This window comes from Chromobacterium indicum, from assembly GCF_039708975.1.
GTDB lineage: Bacteria > Pseudomonadota > Gammaproteobacteria > Burkholderiales > Chromobacteriaceae > Chromobacterium > Chromobacterium piscinae.
In genome coordinates this window covers 44,364-70,747 of the sequence record NZ_JAYFSJ010000006.1, presented here as the reverse complement: position 1 = coordinate 70,747, position 26,384 = coordinate 44,364, and the positions used below count along the sequence as shown (strand labels likewise).

Genomic DNA, 26,384 nt, shown 5'->3' with positions numbered 1-26,384 from the left:
GCAGCCGGATGGAATGAAAAACGGGCCGCATGATCGCGGCCCGTTTTTTTTGACGCTTCGGCGTTTCAGCTCTGTTGCAGCAATTCCGACACTTCTTTCACCACCAGCACCACGTCGCGGGCGCCGGTGCGGATCTCCTGGATCGCGCTGCGCGCCTGGTCGGCCAGTTGCAGGCTGTTGCCGGCCAGCTCCTGCATCTGCCGCATCGCGTCGATGGCCGAGCGGGAATCGTCCTGGATGCTCTTGACGATGCCGGATATCTCGCCGGTGGACTGGCTGGTGCGTTCGGCCAGTTTCCGCACTTCGTCGGCCACCACCGCGAAGCCGCGGCCCATTTCGCCCGCGCGCGCCGCCTCGATCGCCGCGTTCAAGGCCAGCAGATTGGTCTGGTCGGCGATGTCGCTGATGGTGTTGACGATGCTGCCGATCTGGTCGGAGCTGTCGCCCAGCTTGGACAGGATGCCGGACGAGGTTTCCACGCTGCCGGCCACGCGGTTGATCTCGGTGGTGGCTTGCTCCAGCACCGAGCTGCCCTGTATCGACAGCTGCTCGGTGTTTTCCGACGCGTGCACCGCCGATTGGGCGTTTTCCGCCTGCTGCCGCAACTTCGTCATCTGCTCGCTGATGTCGCTGGCGAACTTCACCACTCGCACCGGCCGGCCGTTCGGGTCCAGCACCGGGTTGTAGGTGGCCTGCAGCCAGATCACGTCGCCGTTCCGGTTCACTCGGCGGAACTGCCCTTCCAGAAAGCGTCCCTGCCGCAGTTGCTGCCACAGCTGGCCGTACTCAGGGCTTTGCGCGTAGCTGGCCTCGCACAGCATGCGGTGCTGCTTGCCGAGCACTTCGGCGCGCTGGTAGCCGAATACTTTCAGGAAATTGTCATTGGCGTCCAGGATGTTGCCGTCCAGATCGAACTCGATCCGCGCCATGGAGTGGTCTATCGCCTGGCGCAACGCCTTGCTGTCCTGTTCCGCCTGCACCTGGGCAGTGATGTCGGTGGCCACCTTGATCACCCCGGTCACCTTGCCCGCCTCGTCGACGATGGGCGAGTAATTGGCCTCCAGCCATATTTCGCCGCCGTCCTTGCGCAATCTGAGAAAGTGGCCGGATTGGAACTCCCCGCGGCCTAGCTTCTGCCAGAACTCCCGGTAGTCCGCGCCGTTCGCGAAGCTGGGCGGGCAAAACATGCGGTGGTTGCGGCCGACGATCTCGTCGGCGCGGTAGCCCATTGCGTTCAAAAAGTTGTCGTTGGCCTGAACAATGTCGCCATTGGCGGAAAATTCGATCACCGCCATCGAGCGTTCGATGGCGGCCAGCCTGCTGTGGACTTGCGCCAGACTGTGCTGGGTGGTTTCAAGCTGTCGGGTAAGAGATCGGGTGAAAAAGACCATTCCTGCATTCCTTCAATCAAAACTAGGGCGAGTAGCGTGTTCAAGCCGTCCTCGGGCGGGCGGTCTTATGAGTACTGTCTAGTGCAGATTAATACAGAATAGGTAGATTTACTGATCTTTGATACCGCGGCAATAAAAACGGCGCCCGCTTGGCGAGCGCCGTCATGCCGGTGGCTTGAGGTTCAGTCCAGCTTGTAGCGCACGCCCAGGGTGAAGGCGCGGCCGCCGGGATCGTACTGGGTGGCGTCGTAATAGTGGCTGGCGTTGGAGTCCCAGGGCGGCCGGCGATTGGTCAGGTTCTGCACGGCGGCGGTCAGCGTGGTGCGCTTGATGCCGGCGTAGCTGGCGCTCAGGTTGAAGGTGTCCAGGCTGTCCACCCGCTGCTGGGTGGTGTCGCTGCCGGTCTGGGTGTAGCCGTCGGTATGGAACCAGGTGAGGGTGGAAGACCAGTTGCCGGCGTCCCAACTGGCCGAGGTCTGTCCTTTCCAGCGCGGCAGCGCGCCCAGCAGATTGCTGCCCGCGCCTTCCTGCATGTCGCCGCCCTGCTGCAGCGGCTGGCGGAACGACAGCAGCCGGCTCCATTGCGCGGCCAGGGTCAGCTTGCCGCCGGGCAGTTTCCAGCCCTGGCGCAGCTCGATGTCGAAGCCCGAGGTCTCGCGGTCGCCCAGATTGGTGAATTGCTGGGTGATGGTTTGCAGCCGGCCTTGGGCGTCGCGGACGATGGCGCCGGGGTTCGCGCCGGGGTCGCGGATGATGTTGCCGACGTCTTCCAGGCCGATAACGTCGCGTTGCCGGATGCGGTAGTAATCCAGACTGACGCTGGTGTCGGCGCTGGGCGCGAGCACCAGTCCCAGGTTGGCGTTGGTGGATCGTTCCGGCTTGATGTTCGGATTAGCCGTGATCAGGTGGGTGAAGGCGACGTTTTGGCCGGGCGTAAGCGGATCGTACGGGTCTTGCGCCGCGCTGTAGCTGACCGCGGTGCTGCTGGTGATTTCCGGCAGCGACGGCGCGCGGAAGCCGCGCGACACCGAGCCGCGCAGGGTCAGGCTTTGCAGCGGCTGGTAGCGCAGGCCCAGCTTGGGCGAGAAGGCGTTGCCGAAGTCGCTGTAGTGGTCGGCGCGGGCGGCGGCGCTGAGGCTGAGGGTCTTGTGCAGCGGCACGTTGAATTCGCCGTAGGCCGCCTGTATGGTGCGGCCGCCGCGGATCAGGTCCAGCGCCGGGCGCAGCTCTGTGCCGCTGGCCACTTCCGTCGAGGTGCCGGCGTTCATCATCTCGCGCCGCAGCTGGTAGCCGGCGGCGAAACCCACCGGGCCGGCCGGCAGCTGGGCCAGCTCGGTGCTGGCGGTGGCGTCCAGGCTGGCGACGCGGTACCAGGCAGGGCGCATGGTGCTGATGCGCAGGCTGTCGCGCGCCGCCTCGCTGTTGCGCGAGGGGTCGATGAAGTTGTAGCCGCCGTTGGCGAGCAGCCGCTCGTAGGCGTAGCGGTTGACGAAGTTATACGCGTATTCGCGCAGCCGGCTGTCGGAGTACAGGCCGGACACGTCCCAGTCCCAGGCGTCGCCGCTGCCCTTGACGCCCAGCAGCAGGCGGCGGAACGACACGCTATCGGTCTTGTTTCGTTGACCCAGATCGAACAGGTTGGCGGTGATCGGCGTCGGCGCGGCGTTCGGGTTGGAAGGATTGCCGGCCGGCAGCACGTTGCTGATCGACGTCAGCGATTGCGAGGCCGCGTCCCAGGCGCGCAGGCTGCCGGAGACGGACAGCGGCGGCCCGAAGATCTGCGTGCTGTGATTGGCGCCGTACAGGAATTCGGCGTAGGCCTCGGTGGAGGCGTTCAGCCGGTAGCTGCCGTGCAGCGCGGCGTGATAGCGCTCTATGCCCGGAATCAGCGTGGTGTATTGCGCCGGATTGTAAGCCCAGATGCGGCCGCTCTTGCCGGGGTTGACCGCTCCGTAGTCCAGGTCCTGCAACGGCCCGGTCGCCGTGGGGAAGCGCTGGGTCGGGTTGCCGTTGTAGTAGTTGGTCGGCGTGCGCACCAGCTTGCCGCCTGGCTGGCCGCGGAAATCGTTGTCCTTCAGCCAGTCCACCCCGTTTTGGTCCAGCCGGTCGCGCTTCTGGGCGTCGAAGGAGAACCAGACGTTGTAGCCGTCCTTGTCCAGATCGCCCTTGCCGGCCAGCAGGTTCACGCGGCGCTCGTCCTGGCCGGTGCTGGTGTCGCGGCCGATGTCGGCGCCCAGCTCCAGCCCCTGGTAGGACGGATAGAGGATGATGTTGACCACGCCGGCGATGGCGTCCGAGCCGTAAATGGCCGATGCGCCGTCCTTCAGGATTTCAATGCGCTTCACCGCTTTCAGCGGCAGCGAGTTCAAGTCGACGAAGGTTTCCTGCAGGTCCTGGGCGGTGGCGTAGTTGGACACGCGCTTGCCGTTGACCAGCACCAGCGTGTTGCGTTGCCCCAGGCCGCGCAGCGAAACGCCGGCGGTGCCGGCCGAGAAGCTGCCGGTGTACTGCTCGTTGAAGCTGTTGCCGCTGTTGACGGCCAGCGAGCGCAATACGTCGGGCAGGCTGGTCTTGCCGCTGCGCTCGATGTCGGCGGCGCTGACGACCTGCACCGGATTGGTCTTGGCTTTGGAGCTGGCGCGCAGGTTGGAGCCGGTGACGGTGACGCGCTCCAGCGAATTGTCGCCGGCATCGGCGGCGTGGGCGGAAAAAGGCAAAGCGGCGCCCAGCCCGGCCAGCAGCAGGGTGTGTTTGATCATCACGAAACTTTCTTTGTTATGGGAGGAAGCGGTGCGCCTGTCCGGAAGGGATTAGCCGGACAGGCTGCGACAGCGGATGGGCCGCGCGGAAGGGGAGTGCTTGATGCTTTGCATGGTGGATACAAAATACATAATTAGCTGATATGCAGAATGTATCGATGCGAAACGGATATGTGAAATGAAAGTTTCCGCTTAGTAAATTCCCTTGGCGGGATATTGCGCGCGGATTCCGCGGCCCTCGAACGGCAGGCGGTTTGAGACTTGCGGGTGGCTTGAGCCTGGCCGGCGCGGCGGAATGGGATGAGCGGCGGTTCGCCGCCAGCCAGGGTGGGGGATGCGAAAATCGGGGGGGTAGCTTAATGGCCTGGCCGCATCGCCTCGACCTGTTGGCGCAGCGCTTCGTGGCAGCTTTGGAGCGCCTGCGGCGTTTGCGCCGCCTGCACGCAGCGCTGGGCGGATTGCAGCACCTGGATGTGCTGAGACAGCATCTGCAGCTGCTTGGCTTTCATCTCGCCGAAGCGGGCCGGGTCGCGGCCGTGCGGCGCGGAGGCGGCGGGGGCGGCCAGCGCCAGCGACGGCAGCAGGGCGAGGATGGCGGTCAGCGCTTTCTTCATGGCGTTCTCCTTGAGGCGGGATGCCTGATCGAGATATACACCACCGCCATCCGCGGCGCTCAGTCCAGCGGCTCGATCTCGCCGCCGGGGCCGACGCGGCCGCGGATCACCTTGCCGCTGGAAAGATTGCGCACGCGTATCGTTTCGCCTTGATGGCCGTTGTCCAGCGCCTCGCCGGCGGCGTTGACCTCGACGCCGTCCTGGCGGGCGACGATGCGGGCTTCGGCGCCTCGCTTGACCAGCAGCGGCGCCTGCAACTGGCGGCGGCGCAAGGGCTGGCCGTCGGCGATCGCAGCGCGCGAAGCCAGGCCCAGCGGCGGCGCGGCGGCGCCGAACAGATCGGCCGGGTCGCTGACCGGCCGATTCGCCCAGGCGATGTCTTCTTCCCGCAGCGGCTCGCCGGCGCGCAAGCCGCGCGCGGCCACCGCCACCCGGGCGCCGACGGCGGCGCGGACGATGACGGCGCCGCGCCAGCCGCTGGCGGGACAGCGCAGATCGAAGCGCATGCGGCTGAAGGCGCGGCTATCGGCCGCGTCGGCCTGCCACGGCGCCGCGCAGGCGGCGGGCAGGTCGCGCGGGGGCAGCAGTTGCAGCCGGATGTCCGGCTGGTCGAGTCCGGCGTCGGCCAGCCGCTGGCGGACCAGTTTCTGCGCCTGGCGCTCCACTTCCTGTTCGGCCGGGGAGGCCGCCAGGGCGGTTTGGGCGATGGCGAGCAGCAGGCAGCCGAGGCTGTAGCGGGTTTTGGCGAATTTTTCCATTACAAAATGCGTGGTAATTGTTGCGTATACGATGACGGGCGCGCTTATTAGTATCGCTTTCCAATTGAATAGCTATTCATAGTAAATAGCTTGAACATGGTAGTGAACTGATAGGGTCAAGGCAATGGGCATGCATCTGGACAAGGCCCTGAGCATCCATCCCGAGGCCTTGCGGCTGCGGGCGGATCGGACCCGGGTGCTGGCGTCGAACATCGCCAACGAGAACACCCCGGGTTATCAGGCGCGTGACATCGATTTCAAGGCGGCGCTGGCATCGGCGGCCGCCGATTCGCCATTGGCGTTCGACGACGGCGGCGGCGATCTGCTGTACCGCCTTCCCAACCATCCGTCCCGCGACGGCAACACCGTCGAGCTCAGCGTCGAGCAGGCCGAGTTCTCGCAGAACGTTTCCGAATTCCAGACCAGCCTCACCTTCATCAACATGAAGCTGCATGGTTTGGCCAAAGTGATAGCGGGGCAATAAACCATGTCATTCCGCGACATCTCGCGCATCGCCGGTTCCGCCATGACCGCGCAGACGGTGCGTCTCAACACCGTGGCCAGCAACATCGCCAACGCCGACACCTCCGCCGGCACCGAGCAGGCCGCCTACCGCGGCCGCAAGCCGGTGTTCAGCAGCCAGATGCAGGGCGAGGGCATGGGCGTGCAGGTACTGGACGTGGTGCAGAACCAGGAGCCGGTGCGCAAGGCGCACGAGCCGGGCAACCCGCTGGCCGATACCGACGGCAATGTTTTCTACAGCAACGTCAACGCGGTGGAGGAGATGACTGACATGTTGTCCGCCACCCGCGCCTTCCAGACCAATGTCGAGGTGCTGGCCAAAGTGAAAACCATGCAGCAGGACCTGCTGAAACTGGGAGATACCGCATGAGCGTGGAACAGGCGCAATCGAGGCAACTCGCCGCCAACGGCGGCCAGAAGGATGGCGCGCAGAACGTGGCCAAAAACGGCAGCCAGCCGACCAACGACATGTTCATGACGCTGCTGCTGGCGCAGATCCGCAACCAGAGTCCGCTGGACCCGGCCGATCCGTCGCAGTTCGTCAGCCAGTTGGCGCAGATGAGCCAGATGCAGAGCACCCAGGACATGCTCAAGCAGCTGCAGAGCCAGGGCGCGATGCTGCGCGAGCTGCAGGGCGTGGCGCTGGGCGCGCAGGTGGGCAAGCCGGTGCTGGTGCAGACCGACCGCATCCGCAGCGACGGCCAGGGCGAGCTGAACGGCCGCCTGACGCTGGCAGGCCAGGAGGACGGCGCGACGCTGATCCTGACCGACGCCGCCGGCCAGCGCACCCGCATCGAGCTGGGCAAGCGCGCGGCGGGCGCGTCCGATTTCAAGATCAAGCTGGCCGATTACCACCTCGCCGCCGGCAACTACCAGCTGGAGCTGTCCACCGCGTCCGGCAGCAAGGGGCTGTTCGAGCTCAAGGCCGAGGTCGGCGGCGTGCGCCTGCCGGTCAACGGCGGCGAGCCGGTGCTGAGCCTGGCCGGCATCGGCGACTTCCCCGCTTCTTCCGTATCCGCCTTGCTTTCCGCATAAGTCACCCCGGAGATAACCATGAGCTTCGAGATCGCCCTTTCCGGCATCAACGCCGTCAACAACCAGCTGGGCAGCGTCAGCGACAACATCGCCAACTCCGGCACCTACGGCTTCAAGTCCGGCCGGGTGACTTTCGCCTCCGCCTACGCGGGCAGCCAGGCGATGGGCGTCAACGCCAATCCCAACAGCCAGAACATCGGCCGCAACGGCGGCCTGGTCAATACCGGCCGCGCGCTTGACGCCGCCATCGACGGCCGCGGCTTCTATGTGTCGCGCAGCACCGCCGGCGCGGTGACTTACAGCCGGGTGGGCATTTTCGACACTGACAAAGAAGGCTATCTGATCGACAACTACGGCGGCCGCGTGCAGGGCTACGGCCAGTCCGAAGGCGGCGTGCTGGGCGCGCTGGGCGACATTCAGATTCCCACCGGCAATATTCCGGCCAAGCCCAGCGACCAGCTGAAGTACTCCGGCAATATGTCGGCCGGCTGGGAGGTGCAGAAGCTGCCGTTCGACAAGGGCCTGTCGCAGAGCTTCAACCATTCCACGATATCCTCGGTGTACGACTCGCTGGGCAACAAGCACAACCTGACCCAGTACTTCTGCAAGAGCGCCGACAGCACCATCACCGTCCACTACCAGCTGGGCGACAAGATGCTGGCCGCCACCACCGATCTCAAGTTCGACACCAACGGCAAGATGACGCAGCCTACCGCTCCGGTGGACCTGGATCTGGGCTCCCCGGCCGGCGCCAGCGCGCTGAAAGTGGCGCTGGACTACAGCGGCACCACCCAGTACGCCGGCGAAGGCAGCACCACCCGCAGCGCCGCCAACGGCTACCCGCCGGGCGCGCGCACCGGCGTCAGCCTGGGCGAGAAGGGCGAAGTCATCGTCAGCTACAGCAACGATCAGAAGCAGGTGGTCGCGCGTCTGGCCATCGCCAACTTCGCCAACCAGGGCGCGCTGACCGCGGCCTCCCAGACCAGCTGGCAGGAGTCGACCGCCTCCGGTCCGGCGCTGCTGTCGCCGGCCGGCAGCAATATGGCCGGCAAGCTGGTCACCAGCTCGCTGGAGCAATCCAATGTCGACGTCACCTCCGAGCTGGTGTCGCTGATGACCGCGCAGCGCAACTATCAGGCCAACACCAAGGTGATCTCCACCGAAAACCAGGTGATGCAGGCGCTGATGCAGGCGGTGTAAGGCCATGGACAAGCTGATCTACACCGCGATGAGCGGCGCAGGCCGGATGCTGCGCGCGCAACAGATCCACGCCAATAACCTGGCCAACGCCGAAACCGGCGGCTTTCGCGCCGACATCGACACCGCCGTCAGCCAGGAAGTGCCCGGCTACGGCTACGATGCCCGCCTGCTGAGCCTGAACGCGCCGACCGCGCTGTCCGACCGCAACGGCGCCGTGGTGGAGACCGGCCGCGAGCTGGACATCGCCTTGCAGGGCGACGGCTTTTTCGCCGTCGCCGCGCCGGACGGCAGCGAGGCTTACACCCGCGCCGGCAGCATGATGGTGGGCGCCGACGGCGGGCTGAGCGTCAACGGCCACCCGGTGCTGGGCGACGGCGGCCAGATCCGCTTGCCCGAAGGTTTTCTCAAGGCAAGCGTGGCCGCCGACGGCACGATTTCCGTGCTGAACCCGGATGACACCGCGATGCAGCCGGTGGACAAGCTCAAGCTGGTCAAGCCGGAGGCGCGCGAAGTGGGCAAGCGCCCTGACGGCTTGATCGCCGCGCGCCAGGGCGGTCCGCTGCCGGTGGACGACAGCGTGCGCGTGCAAAGCGGCCATCTGGAGCGCAGCAACGTGTCCGCGGTGGAGGAAATGGTGTCCACCATGACGCTCAACCGCAATTTCGAGATGCAGATGAAGCTGTTCAACGCCGCCAGCGACATGAACGAAGCGGGCAACCGCCTGGTGCGCGGCTGAACGCCCGACTGATTGGGAGATACGATGAATCCGGCACTTTGGATCAGCAAAACCGGCATCCAGGCGCAAGACGCGCGCCTGACCGCCATCGCCAACAACCTGGCCAACGTCAACACCACCGGCTTCAAGCGCGACCGCATGATATTCGAAGACCTGTTCTACCAGGTCGAGAAGCAGCCGGGCAGCAAGGTGGACGACAACAATGCTTCGCCGTCCGGCGTGCAGATGGGCAACGGCACCCGGCTGGTGGGCAGCCAGAAGGTGTTCACCGAGGGCAACATCACCACCACCAGCCAGAGCCTGGACGTGGCCATCATCGGCCAGGGCTTCCTGCAGGTGAAGATGGCCAACGGCGAGACCGGCTACACCCGGGCGGGGCAGCTGAGCCTGAGCAAGGACGGCGTGCTGGAGACCGCCCAGGGTCTGCCGCTGGAGCCCGAGATCCGCATCCCGGTCGACGCCTCCAAGATTTCCATCAGCGAAACCGGCGAAGTGTCGGTGACCCGCGGCACCAGCACCACGCCGGAGGCGGTGGACCGCATCCAGCTGGCCGGCTTCATCAATCCGGCCGGCCTGCTGGCGCTGGGCGACAACCTGTTCCAGAAGACCGACGCCAGCGGCGACGCCAATGCCGGCGATCCGGGCAGCGGCGCGCTGGGCAAGCTCAAGCAAGGCAGCCTGGAAGGCTCCAATGTGCAGGTGGTGGAAGAAATGGTGGACATGATCGCCGCGCAGCGGACCTACGAGATGAACACCAAGGTGCTGTCCGCCGCCGACAATATGCTGCAGCAGCTGGGCCAGTCGGTACGATGACGCTTGCCCGCCTCGCGCCGCTGGCTGCCTTGCTGCTGGCGGCCTGCGCCCAGTTTCAGCCGCCGCCGCCGGAGCCGGACCCGCTGCCGGAACTGATGCGGCAGCAGACTTCGCAGCCGATCGGCGGCGGCGTGTTCACGTCCGGCGGCTCGCTGTCGCTGACCTCCGACAACCGCGCCTTCCGCCCCGGCGACGTGCTGACCGTGGTGCTGGAAGAAACCACCCAGGCCAGCAAGCAGGCTGGCACCAGCTTCGGCAAGAAGTCCGGCGCCAAGATCGGCCCCTCGCTGATCGGCAACACCACCTTCAACGCCCAGGTCGGCATCGACGCCAACCGCGACTTCAACGGCTCGTCCAGCTCCACCCAGCAAAACGCGCTGGCCGGCTCGCTGACCGTGGTGGTGCACAAGGTGCTGCCCAACGGCCTGTTGCAGGTCAAGGGCGAGAAGCAGCTGGCGCTGAACCAGGGCGAGGAAATGCTGCGCCTGGCCGGTTATGTGCGGGTGGAAGACATCGACACCGACAACCGCGTCTCCTCACTGCGCATCGCCAACGCCCGCATCGGTTATTCCGGCAGCGGCGCGCTGGCCGACGCCAACAGTCCTGGCTGGCTGATGCGCTTCTTCGCCAGCCCGCTGATGCCGTTCTAAGGTTTTTCATGATATCGAGACAGATTCGAAGCCTGATCGCCGCCGCCTTGCTGGCGGCGTTGTCGTTGCCGGCCGCGGCCCGTCCGCTGCGGCAGCTGGTCAATGTGGAAGGCATACGCGACAACCAGCTGATAGGCTACGGCATCGTCGTGGGCCTGGACGGCACCGGCGACAACTCGCAGGTGAAGTTCTCCGGCCAGTCGGTCGCCAACATGCTCAAGCAGTTTGGCCTGAAGATGCCGGAGAAGACCGACACCCGCGTCAAGAACGTGGCCGCGGTGATGGTCAGCGCCAGCCTGCCGCCCGGCTACAACCGCGGCCAGACCATAGACGTGACCGTGTCGTCCTTGGGCGACGCCAAGAGCCTGCGCGGCGGCACGCTGCTGCTCACCCAGTTGAAGGCGGCCAACGGCGAAGTCTACGCGCTGGCCCAGGGCAGCGTGGTGATAGGCGGCTTGTCGGCGCAGGGCAAGAGCGGCTCCAGCGTCACCGTCAACACGCCCACCGCCGGACGCATTCCGAATGGCGCGTCGATCGAGCGCGAGATTCCCAGCGATTTCGAGCAGGGCGACAGCATACGCCTGAGCCTGCGCCGCCCAAGCTTCGAGACCGCCACCAACGTGGTGCGGACCATCAACCGCAGCTACGGCAAGATCGCCACCACCCGCAACGCCACCACCATCGAGGTGAGGGCGCCGGGCGACCCGACCGAGCGCGTGGCTTTCGTCGCGCGGCTGGAGAGGCTGAACGTGGACGTCGGCGCGGAAATTCCGCGCGTGGTGTTCAATTCCCGCACCGGAACCGTGGTGATCAGCGAGGGCGTCACCGTGCGCCCGGCGGCGGTGTCGCACGGCAGCCTGCGGGTGGTGATTTCCGAGTCGTCCCAGGTCAGCCAGCCCGGCCCGTTCAGCAACGGCACCACCCAGGTGGTGCCCGACTCCCGGGTGCAAGTGGAGCAGGGCCAGGGACGGATGTTCAAGTGGCCGGCCGGCGCCAGCCTGCGGGCCATCATCGATACGGTCAACCGCACCGGCGCCACGCCGGACGACGTGATGGCCATCCTGCAGGCGCTGGACCAGGCCGGCGCGATAGACGGCGAACTGGTGGTGATCTGATGCTGAACAACGATTTGCAGAACCCGTCCGCCGGAGCCGGCGGCGACGCGCCGGTGGCGGCCGCCAGTCCGGAATACCGCAAGAAGGCGGAAAAGGCGGCGGAGATGTTCGAGGCCCAGTTCGTCCGCGAGATGTTCAAGCAGATGCGCAAGACCACGCGCGAAGTAGCGGGCGAAGACAGCGTCTTCGCCAACTCCATGAACGCCGACATGCTGGATATCGCCGACGGCGCCTTGGCCGACCAGCTGGCCAGCCAGCGCACCTTCGGCATCGCCAAGGTCATCCTGGCGCAGCTGCTGCCGGAGGATGGGAATATTCCCGTTAAGGATGTGGACGCCGCCGTCGCCAGTCTGAAGCAGGGCCGGGATGCCGGCCAGGGGCTGGCGGCCTTCGCCCCGCCCATGTTCCCACTCACCAAGTGATGACAGCCAACCATGCGCATGATCAATAACGCGCTGTCCGGCGCCCAGGCGGCGCAGGTCGCGCTGAACACGGCCAGCCAGAACATCGCCAACCAGCAGACGCCCGGCTATTCGCGCCAGGGCGTGGTGCTGGCCACCCAGGCCCCGGGCGCCGGCGATCCGCTGAGCGCCGGCTACGGCGTCAACGTCAGCAACGTTCGCCGCTTCAGCGACGACTACAAGAACTTGCTGCAATGGCAGGCCGGCTCCAACGTCGGTTCGATGTCGGCTTCCCAGCCGTATTTCATTCAGCTGGAAAAGGTGATGGGCAGCAAGGGCAGCAGCCTGTCCGAAGGCTTCGACCAGTTCTTCGCCGCGCTGAACGCCGCCAGCCTGGACTCCAACACCATGCGCGACCAAGTGGTTCGCTCGGCCGGCGCGCTGGCGCAGCGCTTCAACAACCTGGACGGCGTGCTCACCTCGCAGCTGGGGGCCATCGCCGAACAGCGCAACGCCACGCTGACGCAGATCAACAGCGCCACCGCCAATCTGGCGATGCTGAACGAGAAGCTGACGTCGGCCAAGGCCCAGGGCATCAACACCTCCGGCCTGGAGGACGAGCGCGATCGCCAGATCGACGCGTTGTCCTCGCTGATCGAGGTGAGGGTGGTGGCGCAGCCGGACGGCAGCAAGACCATTTCGCTGAAGAATGGCCTGCCGCTAGTGGCCGCCGACAGCGCCGCCACACTGTCCAGCGAGGCCCAGCCGGATGGCAGCCAGCAACTGAAGCTGGCTTTCGGCACCGAAAAGTACGCGATGGCGGGTTCTGATCTCGGCGGCCAGCTGGGCGGGCTCAACCGCTTCGAAGCGGAAAACCTGCGGCCGGTCCAGGCCCAGGTGCGCACGCTGGCCGGCGAACTGGCCACCCGCGTCAACGCCCAGCTGGCCAAGGGCTACGACATGAATGGCCAGCCGGGCAAGCCGCTGTTCCAGTACGATGCCGGCGCCGCCCATGGCCTGTTGCAGAGCACCGGCATCCTTGCCTCCGAGCTCGGTTTTTCCGCCGATCCGGCCAAGCCCGGCAACAACGACAATCTGCTCGAGGTGTTGAAGGTCAAGCAGCAAGCTTTCCCGCTGGCCGGCGTCGGCAATGTGACGCTGGGCGACGCGTATTCGCAGATGATCGGCCACCTCGCCATTTCCAGCCAGGCGAACAAGGCCGGGCTGGACACCGCCAATGTGATCCGCGCCGAGGCGGAAAAGAGCTGGCAGGCGACCTCGGGCGTCCAGCGGGACGAAGAGGCGGTCAGCCTGATCGAATTCCAGAAGATGTACCAGGCCAATATGAAAGTGATCTCGGTGGCCAACCAGCTGTTCGAAAGCACCCTGGCCATCCTGTAAGGACTTAGCATGCGTATTTCCAGCAACCAGTACCAATCCGTCGTGCTGCTGGCCATGCAGAACAGCAGTTCCGGCATGTCAGAGCTTTTGCAGAAGATGTCCAGCGGCCAGAGCATGCTCGTGCCGTCGGAGAATCCCATCGCCAGCGTGCGCCTGCTGCGTCTGCAGCGCGAAGAGGCGTCGCTGAAGCAATACCGCGACAATATCGGCGCGCTCAAGTCGCAGCTGACCAAGAACGAAACGCTGCTGAGCGGCATCAGTTTCAGTTTGCGCGACGCGCGCGACCTGCTGGTGGCCGCGGCAAACCAGCCGGCGACCGACGATCTGAAGGCGATGGCCGCGCCATTGGTCAGTCTGCGCGACAGCATCCTGTACGCGGCCAACACCAAGGACAGCGAAGGCCGCTACATGTTCTCTGGCAGCGCGGTCAACAGCGCTACCATTGCCGTGGACGACGCTCAGCCGGCCGGCAGCCGCTACCGCTACAACGGCAACAGCGACCGGCAGCAGGTGACCGTGGGCGAGGGCGTGACCCAGACATCCAATGTCACGCTGGAGGCCATGGCCCCCTTGCTCAACCAGCTGGACAAGGCGATCGCCACGCTGCAAAGCCCGACCCTGGACAGCAAGGACCCGGCGGTGGGCGCCACCATGCGCGAGGTGATGAATGGCGTGGACACCGCGCTGGATCGGATCGGCGGCACCATTTCCGAGCTGGGCGGCGCGCAGAACGTGCTCAAGACTTTGGATGGCAACCATGACAGTCTGAGCCTGGCCAACCAGGGAAGCATCATCGAGTTGGGCAGCCTGGACTACGCCACCGCCTATATCGACATGAACAATCTGTCGATGGCGCTGCAGACCAGCCAGAAAGCCTACGGCAAGGTCAGCCAGCTGACGCTGTTCGACGTGATTTAAGCCATGTCCACCACGTTCAGCGGCATCAAGCAGACCAGCGGCGACAAGCGCTGGAGCAAGGACGGCGCGGCCGTCGCGCCGGCCAGCCCGCGCGCGCTTGCCGCCGGGCGCCCGGCGCTGGAGAGTCCGCGTCCATCGGCCGGAGCCGCCAGCGGCTGGCGCTACAGCACCCAGCTCAACGAGCAGCTGAGCGCCGCGCAGTGCGCGCTGGGCTACGTCGACGGCATGCTGCGGCAGATGGAAAGCTTCAAGGGCAATCTCAGCCGGCAGCTGTCGCAGCGCCAGTTGGACAGCGGCAGCCTCAAGTTCCAGCGCGGCGAGCTGGAGGCCAATTGGCAACGTCGCCAGGCCGACAGCGCGGGCAGCCTGGACAGCCAGTTGCGGCTGTCGCTGGGCGCGCCCGCCCGACAAAGCTTCACCGCGCGCGGCCTGGACCTGGACAGCCTGACCGGCGGCCAGCCTGAGACCCTGGTGTTCGCGCTGGATGGGCAGACCGCGCCGGCCGCGGTGCGGGTGGGCGACGGCATCAGCCGCGACGCCGCGCTGCGCCGGCTGAACCAGGCATTGGGCCCGTTGGGCGTGCGTTGCGAGCTGGACGATCATGGCCGGCTGGGTTTCAGCTGCAGCGAGCAGGATTGGGCGCGACTGCGCGACAGCCTGACCGTGCGCGGCGGCGGCATGCGCTTTCCCGGCGGCATGCCGCAACCGCTGCCGGCCCAGGCCGAGCCGGCGGCGCTGGACGCGGGGCAATGGCAGCTGGACGACCATGCCCAGGTGCGCCAGACCCTGCAAGGCGTGGTGCGCTCCATCGCCCAGCTGCAGCAAACCCGCGCTGCCATCGGCAGCGCCATCGCAGAAGCCAGGCAATCGATAGGGCAGCTGGCCCGCACCGATGAGCAAAGCTGGGCCAGCGGCTTCGTCAGCGATTTCAACGCCCGGCTCAATCAGACCGCCGATTTCAATCATCTGCAGCAATTGGTGCCGGCGCTGCTGGGCATCAGCCGCTATCGCGTGATTTCGCTGCTTTCGCTTCGTTGACGGACCACAGCGGGCCCGTCTTGACGGCTGCCCCTCCGGGGCGGCCTTTTTTCATGCCGGCTACACATCCGCTTAACATGTCCATGGCATGATGCGCCCTTTTCTAAAGGATGCAGCAATGTCCAAACGCTGGTGGCCGCTGGCCCTGATCATGGCGTGCTCGCTGGCCCGCGCCGATTTCTCCATTCCCGGCTTCGAGCTGGCGCACACCGCGCCGCAGCATGCCGGCCTGGACACGCCGGATTTGCGCGATCCGGCCACGGTGTGGGGACAGCTGTTCGATTCGGCCAAGCGCGAAATCGCGCTGGAGCAGTTCTATGTTGCGGGACAGCCCGGCAGCCTGATGGACGGCGTGATCGAGAAGCTGGACGCCGCCGGCCGGCGCGGCGTGAAGATCCGCTTCCTGATGGAGAAAAAGGGCATGTTCGCCAGCGATCCGGCGACCATCGAGCGGCTCAAGCGCATCCCCAATCTGGAATACCGCCAGCTGGACTACAACCAGCTGACCGGCAACGGCATCATCCACGCCAAATTCATCGTGGCGGACGGCAAGTCCGCCTATGTGGGCAGCCAGAATTTCGACTGGCGCTCGCTGCAGCACATCCATGAGACCGGCCTCAAGGTTGACGACGCGGCGATGGCCGGCCGCATGCAGGCCATCTTCGAACAGGACTGGGCGGCGCAGGCGACGCTGGCCGCCGGCGGCAAGGCCAAGCCCTTGCGAGAGGCCGAGCAGGCGGCGGATCTGTCTCAGCCGGCGGTGCTGCTGGCCAGCCCCAACGCCTATAACCCGGACGGCGTCGGCGATTCCGAGCAGGCGCTGCCGCGCTTGATGGCCGAGGCGAAGGACGAGGTGCGCATCCAGTTGCTGGATTACGCGCCGCTCAGCTTCGGCAAGCCGCGCAGTTACTACCCGGTGTTCGACAACGCCATCCGCGGCGCGCTGGCGCGCGGGGTCAGGGTCAAGCTGATGGTGTCGGACTGGAATCTGGAAAAGCCGGGCGTGGACTATTTGAAAAGCCTGGCCGTGCTGCCCGGCATGGAGGTTCGCGTGGTGACCATTCCGCGCGACGGCGTGTGCATCCCCTTCGCCCGCGTCATTCACAGCAAGACCATGGAAATAGACGGCAAGATAGCCTGGGTGGGCACCAGCAACTGGAGCGGCGGCTATATGGACAAGTCGCGCAATCTGGAAGTGGCGCTGCGCAGCGAGTCCATGGCCAGGCGCATCGCCGCGCTCCACGAGCAGACTTGGTCTTCCCCGTACGCCGCGCCGCTGGACGTTTCCCGCCTATATCAGGCGCCGGACAAAGCCTGCCGCCAGGCGGGCTGACGTCCAGGCCCGGCGAAGAGCCGGGCCTATCCTGAATACGTCAATATTCCATTCTTATTACCAGTTCCGCCTCCGCGGCGGCCTCCTTCGGGCTGATCATGCGTTATGCATAACGCGGGCCGGGCGGATCATCCGTCCGGCCGCTGACAAGAGGAGAGCCGAATCATGTGTGGAATTGCCGGATGGGTGAGTTTCGAGCGCGATCTGCGCGAGCAACGCGCGGTCGCGGAGACGATGACGCGGACAATGGCCCTGCGCGGGCCGGACGACGAGGGGCTATGGCTGGACCGCCATGCGGCGTTGGGGCACCGCCGCTTGTCCATCATCGATCTGGAAGGCGGCCGCCAGCCGATGACCGCCGACGAGGACGGCAAGACGCTGGCGTGTCTGGTCTACACCGGCGAGGTGTACAACTTCCAGGAGTTGCGCCGGGAGCTGCAGGGCCTGGGCCACGCTTTCCGCACCCGCAGCGACACCGAGGTGGTGCTGCGCGCCTATCTGCAATGGGGCGAGGCGATGCTGGAGCGGCTGAACGGCATGTACGCGTTCGCGCTGTGGGACGCGCGCGAGCAGCGGCTGCTGCTGGCCCGCGACCGGATGGGCGTCAAGCCGCTTTACTACTATCCGATGCCCGACGGCGTGCTGTTCGGCTCCGAGCCCAAGGCCATCCTGGCCCACCCGGAAGCCGAGCGGCGGGTGACGGCCGACGGCCTGCGCGAAATGCTGGATCTGGTGAAAACGCCGGAAGCCGCGGTATTCGCCGGCATGCATGAGGTGCGGCCGGGCCAAGTGGTGACGATAGACCGGAACGGTCTGCGCAAGCGCCGCTACTGGCAGCTGGAGGCGCGGGAGCACGCCGACGATCTGCCCACCACCATCCGCACCGTGCGCGAGCTGCTGGACGACATCGTCGAGCGTCAGATCATCGCCGACGTGCCCTTGTGCACTTTGCTGTCCGGCGGGCTGGATTCGTCGGTGGTCACCGCGCTGGCCGCGAAGAGCATGCAGCGCCAGGGCAAGGTGCGCTCGTTCTCGGTGGATTTCGTCAAGCACGGCGTGGAGTTCGAGGCCGATTATCTGCGCGGCTCGCCGGACGCGCCTTTTGTGCGCGATCTGGCCGCCCACGCCGGCACCGATCACCAGGAAATCCTGCTGGAAAGCCGTGAGCTCGCCGATCCGCGCTTGCGCGCCGCGGTATTGGGCGCGCAGGACCTGCCGCCGGCCTACTGGGGCGACATGCTGCCGTCGCTGTACAAGCTGTTCGAGGCGATCCGGGCGCAGTCCACGGTGGCGCTGTCCGGCGAGTCGGCGGACGAGGTGTTCGGCGGCTATCGCTGGTTCCACGACGCCGCCGCTGTGGATGGCGACACCTTCCCGTGGCTGGCCGGGTCGAGCGGCTCCTTCTTCGACGGCCAGTCGCTGATCGCGCCGGGATTGCTGCGCGAGCTGGACATGCCCGGCTTCCGCCGCGACAGTTACGCGCAGGCTTTGTCCGAAGTGCCCAGGCTGGCCTCGGACACGCCGAAGGAGAAACGCATGCGCGAGATCAGCCACATGCACCTGACCCGCTTCGTCCAGGCGTTGCTGGACCGCAAGGACCGGATGAGCATGGCGGTGGGGCTGGAGGTGAGGGTGCCGTTCTGCGACCACCGGCTGGTCGAATACGTGTTCAACGCGCCGTGGAGCATGAAGAATTTCGACGGCCGCGAAAAGAGCTTGCTGCGGGCCGCCGGCAAGGATGTGTTGCCGGATTCCATCGTCCAGCGCGTCAAGAGCCCGTATCCGGCCACCCAGGACCCGGCCTACGAGCAGGCGCTGCGCCAAGGCCTGACTCGGGTGCTGGACGACTCTCGCTCTCCGGCTTTGCCGCTGTTGGACAAGGCGGCGGCCTGGAAGCTGCTGGACCGGCCGTTCGGCAAGACCAGCACCTCGCCGGAGCGCGCCGGGCTGGAGATGGCGCTGGGCCTGAATGAGTGGCTGCTGCGCCACCAGGTGGCGCTGGACTTGTAAACCGGCTCAGCGGGGCGGACGCACCGGCCGCCCCTGGATGGGCGTGGACAGGATGATGGCGGTGCGGGTCTCGCCCAGGTCGTTCAGGCTCGCCACCAGTTGTTCCAGGTGCGAGACGTCGCGCGCCAGCAGGCGGAACGTATAGGAGTCGACGCCGGTGACGTGATGGCATTCCATCACCTCCGGCATCGCCTCCAGCCGCGCCAGCAGCGTCTTCTTGTCTGGCTGCGGCACGGTGATGCCCACCAGCGCCGACAGTGCGTAGCCGGCGCGCAGCGGCGCCACATGCGCGTGATAGCCCTGGATCACGCCGGCTTCCTCCAGCCGCCGCACCCGTTCCGATACCGCGGGCACCGACAGTCCGACGGTCTGCGCCAGTTCGGTCAGCGATTGCCGCGCATTGGCTTGCAGGGCGGCCAATATCGCCCAGGATTTGGCGTCAACTTCCATTCGTAAACTCCTTTTGCTGTTTGGCCTCAGCTTTAAAAGCCAGCATAGCGGTTAGGCGAAAAAAGCGCATGGGCTTGGGGCTGGCGCGGCGGCACACTATGGCTATGGCCGAGGGAGGAAAAACATGTTCTGGCAGGCGGGCTTGATAGGTTTGGCGATCGCGGCGCCAGTGGGGCCGATAGGTTTGTTGTGCATCAGCCGCACCCTGCGCGGCGGGCCCCGGCTGGGTTTGGCCACCGGGCTGGGCGCGGCCAGCGCCGACGCCTTGTTCGCCTTGGCGGGCGTGGCGGGCAGCAGCATGGCGCTGCATCTCGCCGGCCAGCTGGCGCGGCCGCTGGCTTGGGCCGGCTGTTTGCTGCTCGCCTGGATGGGGATGGCCACGCTGCGGCGTCCGGCGCTTGAGGCGGCGGATAGAGAGGAGGGCGGCGTTGGCTTGCGGCGCGCCTATGCCGGCGCGCTGCTGCTGACCTTGAGCAACCCGATGACCATTCTGTCCTTCGCCGCGGTGGCGGCCGGCTTGTCCGGCGGCCTGCCGGCCAGCGGCGCGCAGCAGTTGGCCATCGTCGCCGGAGTGTTCTGCGGCTCCGCGTCGTGGTGGCTGGCGCTGGCTTATGGCGGCGGCGCGCTGTTGTCCCGGCTGGGCGCGCGCGGCCGGCGATGGCTGGATGCAGGCTGCGGCTTGCTGCTGTTGGGTTTCGCCGTCTTGCTGGCTTGGCGCGCGGCGGGGATTTGAGCGGACGGGCGGCAATGAAAAAGCCCGGCGAGGCCGGGCTTGGAGCGGGGAGGTGGGCGCTTACAGCTTGAAGCGGCCGACCAGTTGCTCCAGCTCGCCGGACAGCTCGCGCAGCCGCCCCACCGCGTCGCTGACCTCGCGCACGGTCTGGTTGTTGCTCTGCGCCATGCTGCTGATGCGCTCGACGTTCTGCGCGATTTCCACGCTGGCGCTCGATTGCTCGCGGGTGGCGGAGGCGATGTCGACGATGCTGGTCACCAGCTGGCCGTTGTAGCTCTGCACCTCGCGCATCGACTGATTGGCCTCCTCGGCGATGCCGACGCTGAGATCCACCTGCTGGCTGCTGTGGCGCACGTCGCTGACCGCCTGCTGGGTTTCGCTGCTGATCGCCTGGACGATGCGGGTGATCTGGATGGTGGCTTCGGCGGTGCGGCCGGCCAGATTGCGCACTTCATCCGCCACCACGGCGAAGCCGCGGCCCATTTCGCCGGCGCGCGCCGCTTCGATCGCCGCGTTCAGCGCCAAGAGATTGGTCTGGTCGGCGATGTCCTTGATCACGCCGACGATGGTGGTTACTTCGCTGGAGCGCTCGCCCAGGCCGTTCATCCGCTCGGCCAGCGCGTGCATGCTGTCGGTCATGCGCTGGATTTCGCTGGTCACGCGATTGACCTTGGCCACGCTCTGCTCGGTGAGCGCGCCGGTTTCGCGGGCGATGTCGCCAGCCTGCTGCGCGGTGTTGGCGATGTGCTGGGCGCCGACGGTGACCTGCTCGACGCTGGCGGCGCTGGCCGTGGCGGCGTCGGACTGCTGCGCCGAGGCATCGTGCACCTGGCTGGCCGACTGGCTCAGCGTCAGGGCGGATTCGGATACCTGGCGGCTCTGGTCCCGCACTTTGACGAACATGTCGCGCAGGCTGTCCAGCAGCCGGTTGAAGGCGTCGGCGGTGCGGCCGATTTCGTCGCGGTTGGCGATGTCTATGCGGACGGTCAGGTCGCCGCCGCCGCCGGCCAATTGTTCCATGGTCTCTGCCAGCCGGTTCAGCGGACGGGTCTGGGAGCGGATCGCGGCGGCCAGCAGCAGCAGGATCAGGGCCAGCGCCACCACGCCGATGGCGATGGCGCTGAGCATGGCCTTGCGGGCGTCGGCGGTGAGCGCGGCGGTGGGGATGCTGATGCCCAGCGACCAGAACTGGCCGGTCTCGCCTATCCGTATCGGGTGGAAGAAGTGGGTGAAGCCGCCGTCCTCGTAGACGAAATCCTCGCCTTTTTTGATGTCGGCCAGGTGGGCGAATAGCGCGTCCTCCTTGGTCACCGCTTTGCCCAGCGTCTCGGCCTTGGGGTTGACCACGTAGAGCCCGCCTTCGGAAACGATGCGGACGAAGCCGTTTCCGCCGGGCTGGATCTGGCCGAAGCGCTTCTGCAGCTGGTCCAGCGCGACGTCGGTGGCGGAGACGCCCAGCATCTTGCCGGCGGCGTCCTTGATCACTACAGCCAAGGAGCTTTCCAGCACCATTTTGCCCTGCACCTCGTAGGGGAAGGGTTCGGTGACGGTGTCGCGGCCGCGTTGTTTGGGCACGTAGTAGAAATCGCCCCAGCCGGGTTTTTCGTAGTCCGGCTTGTAGGTTTCCGGATGTTCCTTGTATTTGGGGAAGTCCTTGATGCGGTCGGCCGACATCATCACGTCCATCTGCGCCTTGCCCTGGGCGTTGCGGGTGATGTAGGGCTGGTAGCGGCCGGTGGGGTCATGGCGCGGCCAGTCGAAGCGGAAGGCGTTGTCGTCGCCGTCGAAGGCGTTGGGCTCCCACAGCATCCACAGGCCGATGGATTGCGGCGCATGGTCCAGCATTTCCTGGATGACGTTGTCGGTCTGCTTGCGGTCCGGCTTGCCGGCGCGCTTGATGCCGGCCACGGTGTCCGCCAGGTGGCGCGGCAGCAGGAAGCCCTGCGACAGCGTGTTCTCTGCGTCTTTGGCGTAGCTGTCGGCTTGCTCGGAGGAGAGCTGGTAGCCGGTGTCCAGCGCCGAGGTGTAGTTGAGCCGAGCGATCAGCGCGATCATGACCGCGAAAGCCAGGGAAATGGCGGCGGCGGCCACCAGAGTGATGCGGGTGCTCAGATGGCCCCATTTTGCGTGCGTGCGGCTCATGGCGATTTCCTGCGTGGATGGCGAGTGCTGCGCTAGCCAACTAAGTAAAGTTTCTTAGTTGAATTGAATATAACGGTTGCGTAGCGGTACAGGCAATCCGCTTGTGCATTTCGCGCGGCGAGTAGGGCTGGGGAGGAGACTGGACGCCATGGGCCGGGGCGGGGACATCCGGAGAGAGTGTCGGCGATGCGAACGACGACGATCAAGCGCAGAAGCCGGTTGCCGTGGTTTGTCCGGGGCGGATGGTTTCGCTCAGGGGAGAGGAAGGCAGCCGTTCGCCGCCGCCCGCGGTTGGCGGAACATCCCGCATCGCGCGCGGCGGCGCAGGCAAGCGCTCAAATTTCCTGAGCGATTTCCAGCAACTGCCGGCGCTCCTGCTGGCTGAGTCCGTTCTCGCTGATCAGCTGCACGCTGACGCCCAGCTGTTCCATCAGCCTTTCCTCCATTTGGAACATGTCGAAATAGGAGGTGTCCGGCGATGGCGCGATCAGCAAGACCAGATCCGCGCTGCCGGCGTAGACGTCGGGAACGTAGCGCAGGTGATGAAGGTGGAAGGGCTTGAGCGCGTGGTTGATCTGGCTCTTGTGTTCTCGGATGAACTGTAGATCGTGCATGTGGCTCTCCCCGAATGACTGGCCGGGCCCGGGTGGCGGCGTTTGGGGAAACGGGCAAGCACTAGTATGCTCCTTGGCGGGCGGGGATGGGGTATTTTGTTGAAAGCAAAAGGATATTTTTTATTCTGGGCAGGGTTTTGTGGCGGGCGGCGCTGGGCGAACCATATCCTGTGTGGCCTTACGGTCACAATGCGGTTGTCGTGAACTACGCGGGCGCGCCGGCGTTGTTGCGCGGCAGATGCATGGACAGCAGCTGTTCCAGTTGGGAGAAGCTGAACGGTTTTTCCAGCTTGCCTGCCAGCAGCGCGCTGCGGGCGTCGTTGAATTCTTGCTGGAACGCCGTCATGCCGATGATGGGCGTATGCTGATTCGGGCCGAAGCGGCGGGCAGCCTCGGCAACCTCGTAGCCGCTGGCCGCGCCGACTTGCAGGTCTATCAGCAGAACATCGAAGCGGTGGCGCATGACCTGGGCCGCCGCGTCGTTGACCGTGGCGAAGCTGGCTACGCTGTAGCCGTTCTCCTGCAGCAGCGCGCCGTAGGACTCGCGTATCGGATCATCGTCGTCCAGCAGCAGGACGCGGTTTTGGCCGCTGCCGGCGGCATCGCTGTTTTCCGGTATGGCAGCCTCCTGAACCGGCAGGTTCAGCGTGAAGGTGGTGCCGCGGCCTTCCTGGCTGTCTACCTCGATCTGGCCGCCGAACAGGGTGACCAGCTCGTGCACGATGGCCAAGCCCAGGCCGCTGCTGCCGGGGCGGCGCGTTTTGCCGCGGGTGAAGGGGCGGAACAGCTGGACTTTGATGTCCTCGGGAATGCCCACCCCGGTATCCGCGACTTTGAGCGTCAGATTTCGGGGGCGGTATTCCATTTCCAGGCGGATTTGCCCCTGGTCGGTGTAGCGGATGGCGTTGGACAGCAGGTTCCACATGATCTGGCGCAGCCGGTTGCCGTCCAGCCACAGCAGGGGCATCGGCGGCACGGCCACGGTCAACGCCAGGCCTTTGGCCTCGGCATTGCCCTGATGCACGGCGATGATGCAGGCCACCAATTCTTCTATGTCCGTGGCGGCGGGGTCGAGCGCGAGCTGATGGTTTTTCAGCGCGGAGATGTCCATGATGTCCCGCACTTGCGCCAGCAGGTATGCATTGCTCTGCTTGAGGCGGGATAGATAAGGGTAACCGGGATTGTCGGCCGGGATGCTGTATTCCAGCAGCTCGGTGCAGGTCTGGATGCTTTGCAGCGGCGAACGGATTTCGTGGCTGATGGTGGCGAGGAAGGTGTCGCGAGCCAGCTCGGTCTGAACCAGCGCGGCCCTGGCCGCCTGCTCCCGTTCCAGAACCTGCTGTTGCTGCATCGAGTGGCGTTTGATATCAGCCAGCCGGTGCAGCACGAACCAGAAAATGCCGAGAAACACCAACCAGCACATCAGGCCCAGCAGATACATGGTCTGGTGCCGCTCCACCATGCGCATCTGCTGCACGATCAGGCTGTTTTCCGCATAGCGCGCCCTGACGCCATAGTCGGCCAGCAGCGGGCGCATTTGTTCCATGTCGCTCGACAGTTCAAGCGCGTCCTGCTTCGTCCACTGGCGCGGCGGATGTTGGAAAATCTTGATCAGCAGATCTTTGATCTGGTCGTAGCCTTCTATCTTTTGCAGGTCGGCGTTGACCACCGACGAGCGGGTGAACAACTGGTACTTGCTGTCGGCGATGGCGTAGCTCTTGTCGGTTTCCTCGCGGGGGATCTGGCCGGAATGGTAGCGCCAGGCATCCATTTCCAGGCGATTGAAGGTCAGTTGCATCTGCGCCACCATCCAGTACAGGTCGGAGGCTTTGTTGGTGATGGGGCGTTTGATGACCGCGGCGTACAAGGTGAAGGAAATGATTACGGTCGCGAGCAGCGACAGGGCGAGGAAGGCGCGTTCCAGCCCCCCTATGCTGCTGAGCACGAGACGGAAATAACGAGTCATTTGACCTCTATGCGGGTGACTTGCCAGGCGAGCTTGGCGATGAAGATTCCGCTCGTTTCGGAGGTCGACATGTCTTGAATGGGGTACATCACCCAGAATGGGCCGAAGTCGTTCAACTGCAGGGGTTTGTTATTCCAGGTTCTGGCCAGAATGACGTCGTATTTGCTGAAGTCGCTGGCGGGAATGGTGACGTTGTAGTTGTCTTCGCCGTAAAACTTGATCTGGCGGCCCTGCGCGCCGACCCTGGCCAGCAGTTCCCGCACCAGCGGCCCGCGGAAGGTGCCCTTGGGCGTCCAGTCGGTCGCGGTGCTGATTTCGCGCATCGGCAGCGCGTTGAATTCGGCTTCGCTGAAGACGTAATTGCGGACGGATTGATTGGTGAATTTGCCGATATTGCCGCTGATCGTGAGCGTGACGCCGGCAGCCTGCGCGGCAGAAACGGTTAACAGGCTTGCGGCCAGAAACAATGTTGAGGCGAAGAGCCGGTGGATTGTCGGTTTGGAGCGCGCGCGATGGCCGGAAGGTGTGTTGGAGTCCATGTTTTCTGCTGCCTTGATGCCTGACTGGGGCGAGGTTGCGTAATGCCGCCGCGAACAATGCGGAATGCTGATTATGCATTTGATCTAAACGATCACAACAGGAAAATGACCTAGCTAGTTCGAAAGGACAGGTACGATCCGCGCCAGACCGGCTCAACGCGTAGGCCTGGCGAGGGGTAGGCCGCTCAGAAGCTCAAGGCGTCCTGCTCCTCCCGTCCCAGCATGGCGGACGGCTCGCCTACGATCAGCGGGTCGGCCGCATGGGCCACGCGCAGGTCCTTGCCGGGGTAGTCCAGCCGCGACAGGAAGTGGCGGATGCAATTGAGGCGGGCGCGTTTCTTGTCATCCGATTTCACCACCGTCCAGGGCGCGTCGCCGGTGTGGGTATGGAAGAACATCGCTTGTTTGGCCGAGGTGTAGTCATCCCATTTGTCCAGCGATTGTATGTCGATCGGCGACAGCTTCCAGTGCTTCAGCGGATCGTCGCGCCGGGAGATGAAGCGGCGCAGCTGTTCTTCGCGGCTGACCGAGAACCAGAACTTGAACAGGCGTATGCCGCTGTTGACCAGCATCCGCTCCAGTTGCGGCGTTTGGCGCATGAACTCCAGGTAGTCGTGGGGCGAGCAGAAGCCCATCACCCGTTCGACGCCGGCGCGGTTGTACCAGGACCGGTCGAAGAACACGATCTCTCCGGCGCTGGGCAGGTGGGCGATGTAGCGTTGGAAATACCATTGGCCGCGTTCCAGGTCAGACGGTTTTTCCAGCGCCACCACCCGCGCGCCGCGCGGGTTCAGGTGTTCCATGTAGCGCTTGATGGTGCCGCCCTTGCCGGCGGCGTCGCGTCCTTCGAACAGGATCACGATCTTCTGCCCGGTCTCCTTGACCCAGCTTTGCACTTTCAAGAGCTCGATCTGCAACTTCTGTTTCAGCCGCTCGTACTCGGCGCGGCGCATCCGGACGCGGTAGGGATAATCTGCGGGCAGTTCGGCGCTGGAGCTGTCCTCGTCGCTGCCGTGCGGGGCCAGCGCCACCTGAAGCGCCATCGGCTGCTGGCTGATTTGCTCGATGATCTGGACCGACTCGTCATGCACCCGCTTGACGTTGCGCTCGCGCGCGGACTGACGGCGCGGCTTGGCCGGCGAGGCGGGCGCGTCGGTTTCGAGCGGAGCGAAGTCGGAATCTTTGTCTTGCATCATGGCCGGACTTTCCCATTTGGATGACATGGTTTTATCGTACGCCGGCTACC

At 65.4% G+C, this 26,384-nt stretch carries 24 protein-coding genes and 2 pseudogenes; 15 read left to right on the top strand and 11 right to left on the bottom strand.

Going from position 1 to position 26,384, the window contains the following annotated elements:
* Window positions 1-65: 65 nt before the first annotated feature.
* The 5 genes and pseudogenes from VA599_RS24160 to flgA form a co-directional block, all read right to left on the bottom strand.
* Window positions 66-407 (bottom strand): annotated as a pseudogene (locus VA599_RS24160) (methyl-accepting chemotaxis protein); the annotation flags it as partial.
* 219 nt (window positions 408-626) lie between these two features.
* A pseudogene (locus tag VA599_RS24155) lies at window positions 627-1,391 on the bottom strand (PAS domain-containing protein); the annotation flags it as partial.
* Window positions 1,392-1,573: 182 nt separating this feature from the next.
* Entirely contained in the window at window positions 1,574-4,150 is a 2,577-nt protein-coding gene (locus tag VA599_RS09725; RefSeq protein ID WP_346788413.1) for a TonB-dependent receptor plug domain-containing protein, read from the bottom strand.
* Window positions 4,151-4,506: 356 nt separating this feature from the next.
* Entirely contained in the window at window positions 4,507-4,764 is a 258-nt protein-coding gene (locus VA599_RS09720) for a hypothetical protein (protein WP_346788412.1), read from the bottom strand.
* A gap of 59 nt (window positions 4,765-4,823) precedes the next feature.
* Window positions 4,824-5,522: a flagellar basal body P-ring formation chaperone FlgA gene (gene flgA, locus VA599_RS09715; RefSeq protein ID WP_346788411.1), complete on the bottom strand. Its 699-nt coding sequence runs from the start codon at window positions 5,520-5,522 to the stop codon at window positions 4,824-4,826.
* A 130-nt stretch (window positions 5,523-5,652) separates the two neighbouring features.
* Between flgA and flgB the strand changes: the two genes are divergently transcribed.
* The 14 genes from flgB to asnB all read left to right on the top strand — a co-directional run bounded on the left by flgB (window position 5,653) and on the right by asnB (window position 18,694).
* The gene (gene flgB, locus VA599_RS09710; protein ID WP_011135253.1) at window positions 5,653-6,006 is read left to right on the top strand and encodes a flagellar basal body rod protein FlgB; all 354 of its coding nucleotides are present in this window, start codon (window positions 5,653-5,655) and stop codon (window positions 6,004-6,006) included.
* Window positions 6,007-6,009: 3 nt separating this feature from the next.
* On the top strand, window positions 6,010-6,414 hold the full coding sequence (flgC, locus tag VA599_RS09705) for a flagellar basal body rod protein FlgC (protein WP_021477632.1): 405 nt from the start codon (window positions 6,010-6,012) through the stop codon (window positions 6,412-6,414).
* Window positions 6,411-7,079 (top strand): flagellar hook capping FlgD N-terminal domain-containing protein, encoded by a 669-nt coding sequence (locus VA599_RS09700; protein WP_104946700.1) that lies wholly within the window; start codon window positions 6,411-6,413, stop codon window positions 7,077-7,079. The genes flgC and VA599_RS09700 overlap by 4 nt, the downstream gene beginning before the upstream one ends.
* Before the next feature lie 18 nt (window positions 7,080-7,097).
* Window positions 7,098-8,279, top strand: a complete 1,182-nt coding sequence (locus VA599_RS09695; protein WP_021477633.1) for a flagellar hook protein FlgE — start codon at window positions 7,098-7,100, stop codon at window positions 8,277-8,279.
* Between the two features lie 4 nt (window positions 8,280-8,283).
* Window positions 8,284-9,015, top strand: coding sequence for a flagellar basal body rod protein FlgF (locus VA599_RS09690; RefSeq protein ID WP_346788410.1), 732 nt, complete (start codon window positions 8,284-8,286; stop codon window positions 9,013-9,015).
* Between the two features lie 24 nt (window positions 9,016-9,039).
* Window positions 9,040-9,828: a flagellar basal-body rod protein FlgG gene (gene flgG / locus VA599_RS09685; RefSeq protein WP_104946702.1), complete on the top strand. Its 789-nt coding sequence runs from the start codon at window positions 9,040-9,042 to the stop codon at window positions 9,826-9,828.
* Window positions 9,825-10,478 (top strand): flagellar basal body L-ring protein FlgH, encoded by a 654-nt coding sequence (gene flgH, locus VA599_RS09680; RefSeq protein WP_021477636.1) that lies wholly within the window; start codon window positions 9,825-9,827, stop codon window positions 10,476-10,478. The genes flgG and flgH overlap by 4 nt, the downstream gene beginning before the upstream one ends.
* Before the next feature lie 8 nt (window positions 10,479-10,486).
* The gene (locus VA599_RS09675; protein WP_031296522.1) at window positions 10,487-11,593 is read left to right on the top strand and encodes a flagellar basal body P-ring protein FlgI; all 1,107 of its coding nucleotides are present in this window, start codon (window positions 10,487-10,489) and stop codon (window positions 11,591-11,593) included.
* Window positions 11,593-12,015 (top strand): rod-binding protein, encoded by a 423-nt coding sequence (locus tag VA599_RS09670; RefSeq protein ID WP_021477638.1) that lies wholly within the window; start codon window positions 11,593-11,595, stop codon window positions 12,013-12,015. The genes VA599_RS09675 and VA599_RS09670 overlap by 1 nt, the downstream gene beginning before the upstream one ends.
* 12 nt (window positions 12,016-12,027) lie before the next feature.
* A complete protein-coding gene (gene flgK, locus VA599_RS09665) occupies window positions 12,028-13,395 on the top strand; it encodes a flagellar hook-associated protein FlgK (RefSeq protein WP_104946703.1) in 1,368 nt (455 codons plus the stop codon).
* Window positions 13,396-13,404: 9 nt separating this feature from the next.
* Window positions 13,405-14,313 (top strand): flagellar hook-associated protein FlgL, encoded by a 909-nt coding sequence (flgL, locus tag VA599_RS09660; protein ID WP_021477640.1) that lies wholly within the window; start codon window positions 13,405-13,407, stop codon window positions 14,311-14,313.
* 3 nt (window positions 14,314-14,316) lie between these two features.
* Window positions 14,317-15,351 (top strand): hypothetical protein, encoded by a 1,035-nt coding sequence (locus tag VA599_RS09655; protein WP_104946704.1) that lies wholly within the window; start codon window positions 14,317-14,319, stop codon window positions 15,349-15,351.
* 118 nt (window positions 15,352-15,469) lie between these two features.
* Entirely contained in the window at window positions 15,470-16,684 is a 1,215-nt protein-coding gene (locus tag VA599_RS09650; RefSeq protein WP_346788409.1) for a phospholipase D-like domain-containing protein, read from the top strand.
* 165 nt (window positions 16,685-16,849) lie between these two features.
* Complete coding sequence (asnB, locus tag VA599_RS09645) at window positions 16,850-18,694, top strand: asparagine synthase (glutamine-hydrolyzing) (RefSeq protein ID WP_346788408.1); 1,845 nt, start codon at window positions 16,850-16,852, stop codon at window positions 18,692-18,694.
* 6 nt (window positions 18,695-18,700) lie between these two features.
* Here asnB and VA599_RS09640 read toward each other — a convergent pair whose 3' ends face one another.
* Window positions 18,701-19,144 carry an Lrp/AsnC family transcriptional regulator gene (locus tag VA599_RS09640; protein WP_346788407.1) on the bottom strand — a complete coding sequence of 148 codons (444 nt, stop codon included), beginning with the start codon at window positions 19,142-19,144 and terminating at the stop codon, window positions 18,701-18,703.
* A gap of 124 nt (window positions 19,145-19,268) precedes the next feature.
* On the opposite strand from VA599_RS09640, the gene VA599_RS09635 reads away from it, so the two are divergent.
* Window positions 19,269-19,877, top strand: a complete 609-nt coding sequence (locus VA599_RS09635) for a LysE/ArgO family amino acid transporter (RefSeq protein ID WP_346788406.1) — start codon at window positions 19,269-19,271, stop codon at window positions 19,875-19,877.
* 60 nt (window positions 19,878-19,937) lie between these two features.
* On the opposite strand, the gene VA599_RS09630 is transcribed toward VA599_RS09635, so the two are convergent.
* The 5 genes from VA599_RS09630 to ppk2 all read right to left on the bottom strand — a co-directional run bounded on the left by VA599_RS09630 (window position 19,938) and on the right by ppk2 (window position 26,181).
* Entirely contained in the window at window positions 19,938-22,019 is a 2,082-nt protein-coding gene (locus VA599_RS09630; RefSeq protein WP_346788405.1) for a methyl-accepting chemotaxis protein, read from the bottom strand.
* A 335-nt stretch (window positions 22,020-22,354) separates the two neighbouring features.
* Window positions 22,355-22,633 (bottom strand): hypothetical protein, encoded by a 279-nt coding sequence (locus VA599_RS09625; protein ID WP_104946707.1) that lies wholly within the window; start codon window positions 22,631-22,633, stop codon window positions 22,355-22,357.
* A 205-nt stretch (window positions 22,634-22,838) separates the two neighbouring features.
* The gene (locus VA599_RS09620) at window positions 22,839-24,599 is read right to left on the bottom strand and encodes a hybrid sensor histidine kinase/response regulator (RefSeq protein WP_021478657.1); all 1,761 of its coding nucleotides are present in this window, start codon (window positions 24,597-24,599) and stop codon (window positions 22,839-22,841) included.
* On the bottom strand, window positions 24,596-25,138 hold the full coding sequence (locus VA599_RS09615; RefSeq protein ID WP_021478658.1) for a putative pterin-binding protein: 543 nt from the start codon (window positions 25,136-25,138) through the stop codon (window positions 24,596-24,598). The genes VA599_RS09620 and VA599_RS09615 overlap by 4 nt, the downstream gene beginning before the upstream one ends.
* Before the next feature lie 185 nt (window positions 25,139-25,323).
* Window positions 25,324-26,181 (bottom strand): polyphosphate kinase 2, encoded by an 858-nt coding sequence (gene ppk2, locus VA599_RS09610; RefSeq protein ID WP_346788554.1) that lies wholly within the window; start codon window positions 26,179-26,181, stop codon window positions 25,324-25,326.
* Window positions 26,182-26,384: the final 203 nt, after the last annotated feature.

What these genes read in the sequence shown, in the direction of transcription:
- asnB (WP_346788408.1), top strand. Translation starts at nt 16,850, where the DNA reads ATGTGTGGAATTGCCGGATGGGTGAGTTTCGAGCGCGATCTGCGCGAG.
- VA599_RS09625 (WP_104946707.1), bottom strand. Translation starts at nt 22,633, where the DNA reads ATGCACGATCTACAGTTCATCCGAGAACACAAGAGCCAGATCAACCAC.
- flgG (WP_104946702.1), top strand. Translation starts at nt 9,040, where the DNA reads ATGAATCCGGCACTTTGGATCAGCAAAACCGGCATCCAGGCGCAAGAC.
- flgL (WP_021477640.1), top strand. Translation starts at nt 13,405, where the DNA reads ATGCGTATTTCCAGCAACCAGTACCAATCCGTCGTGCTGCTGGCCATG.
- VA599_RS09640 (WP_346788407.1), bottom strand. Translation starts at nt 19,144, where the DNA reads ATGGAAGTTGACGCCAAATCCTGGGCGATATTGGCCGCCCTGCAAGCC.
- ppk2 (WP_346788554.1), bottom strand. Translation starts at nt 26,181, where the DNA reads ATGGCGCTTCAGGTGGCGCTGGCCCCGCACGGCAGCGACGAGGACAGC.
- VA599_RS09700 (WP_104946700.1), top strand. Translation starts at nt 6,411, where the DNA reads ATGAGCGTGGAACAGGCGCAATCGAGGCAACTCGCCGCCAACGGCGGC.
- VA599_RS09630 (WP_346788405.1), bottom strand. Translation starts at nt 22,019, where the DNA reads ATGAGCCGCACGCACGCAAAATGGGGCCATCTGAGCACCCGCATCACT.
- VA599_RS09650 (WP_346788409.1), top strand. Translation starts at nt 15,470, where the DNA reads ATGTCCAAACGCTGGTGGCCGCTGGCCCTGATCATGGCGTGCTCGCTG.
- VA599_RS09615 (WP_021478658.1), bottom strand. Translation starts at nt 25,138, where the DNA reads ATGGACTCCAACACACCTTCCGGCCATCGCGCGCGCTCCAAACCGACA.
- VA599_RS09675 (WP_031296522.1), top strand. Translation starts at nt 10,487, where the DNA reads ATGATATCGAGACAGATTCGAAGCCTGATCGCCGCCGCCTTGCTGGCG.
- VA599_RS09695 (WP_021477633.1), top strand. Translation starts at nt 7,098, where the DNA reads ATGAGCTTCGAGATCGCCCTTTCCGGCATCAACGCCGTCAACAACCAG.
- flgB (WP_011135253.1), top strand. Translation starts at nt 5,653, where the DNA reads ATGCATCTGGACAAGGCCCTGAGCATCCATCCCGAGGCCTTGCGGCTG.
- VA599_RS09635 (WP_346788406.1), top strand. Translation starts at nt 19,269, where the DNA reads ATGTTCTGGCAGGCGGGCTTGATAGGTTTGGCGATCGCGGCGCCAGTG.
- VA599_RS09725 (WP_346788413.1), bottom strand. Translation starts at nt 4,150, where the DNA reads ATGATCAAACACACCCTGCTGCTGGCCGGGCTGGGCGCCGCTTTGCCT.
- VA599_RS09620 (WP_021478657.1), bottom strand. Translation starts at nt 24,599, where the DNA reads ATGACTCGTTATTTCCGTCTCGTGCTCAGCAGCATAGGGGGGCTGGAA.
- flgK (WP_104946703.1), top strand. Translation starts at nt 12,028, where the DNA reads ATGCGCATGATCAATAACGCGCTGTCCGGCGCCCAGGCGGCGCAGGTC.
- VA599_RS09655 (WP_104946704.1), top strand. Translation starts at nt 14,317, where the DNA reads ATGTCCACCACGTTCAGCGGCATCAAGCAGACCAGCGGCGACAAGCGC.
- VA599_RS09690 (WP_346788410.1), top strand. Translation starts at nt 8,284, where the DNA reads ATGGACAAGCTGATCTACACCGCGATGAGCGGCGCAGGCCGGATGCTG.
- VA599_RS09720 (WP_346788412.1), bottom strand. Translation starts at nt 4,764, where the DNA reads ATGAAGAAAGCGCTGACCGCCATCCTCGCCCTGCTGCCGTCGCTGGCG.
- VA599_RS09670 (WP_021477638.1), top strand. Translation starts at nt 11,593, where the DNA reads ATGCTGAACAACGATTTGCAGAACCCGTCCGCCGGAGCCGGCGGCGAC.
- flgC (WP_021477632.1), top strand. Translation starts at nt 6,010, where the DNA reads ATGTCATTCCGCGACATCTCGCGCATCGCCGGTTCCGCCATGACCGCG.
- flgA (WP_346788411.1), bottom strand. Translation starts at nt 5,522, where the DNA reads ATGGAAAAATTCGCCAAAACCCGCTACAGCCTCGGCTGCCTGCTGCTC.
- flgH (WP_021477636.1), top strand. Translation starts at nt 9,825, where the DNA reads ATGACGCTTGCCCGCCTCGCGCCGCTGGCTGCCTTGCTGCTGGCGGCC.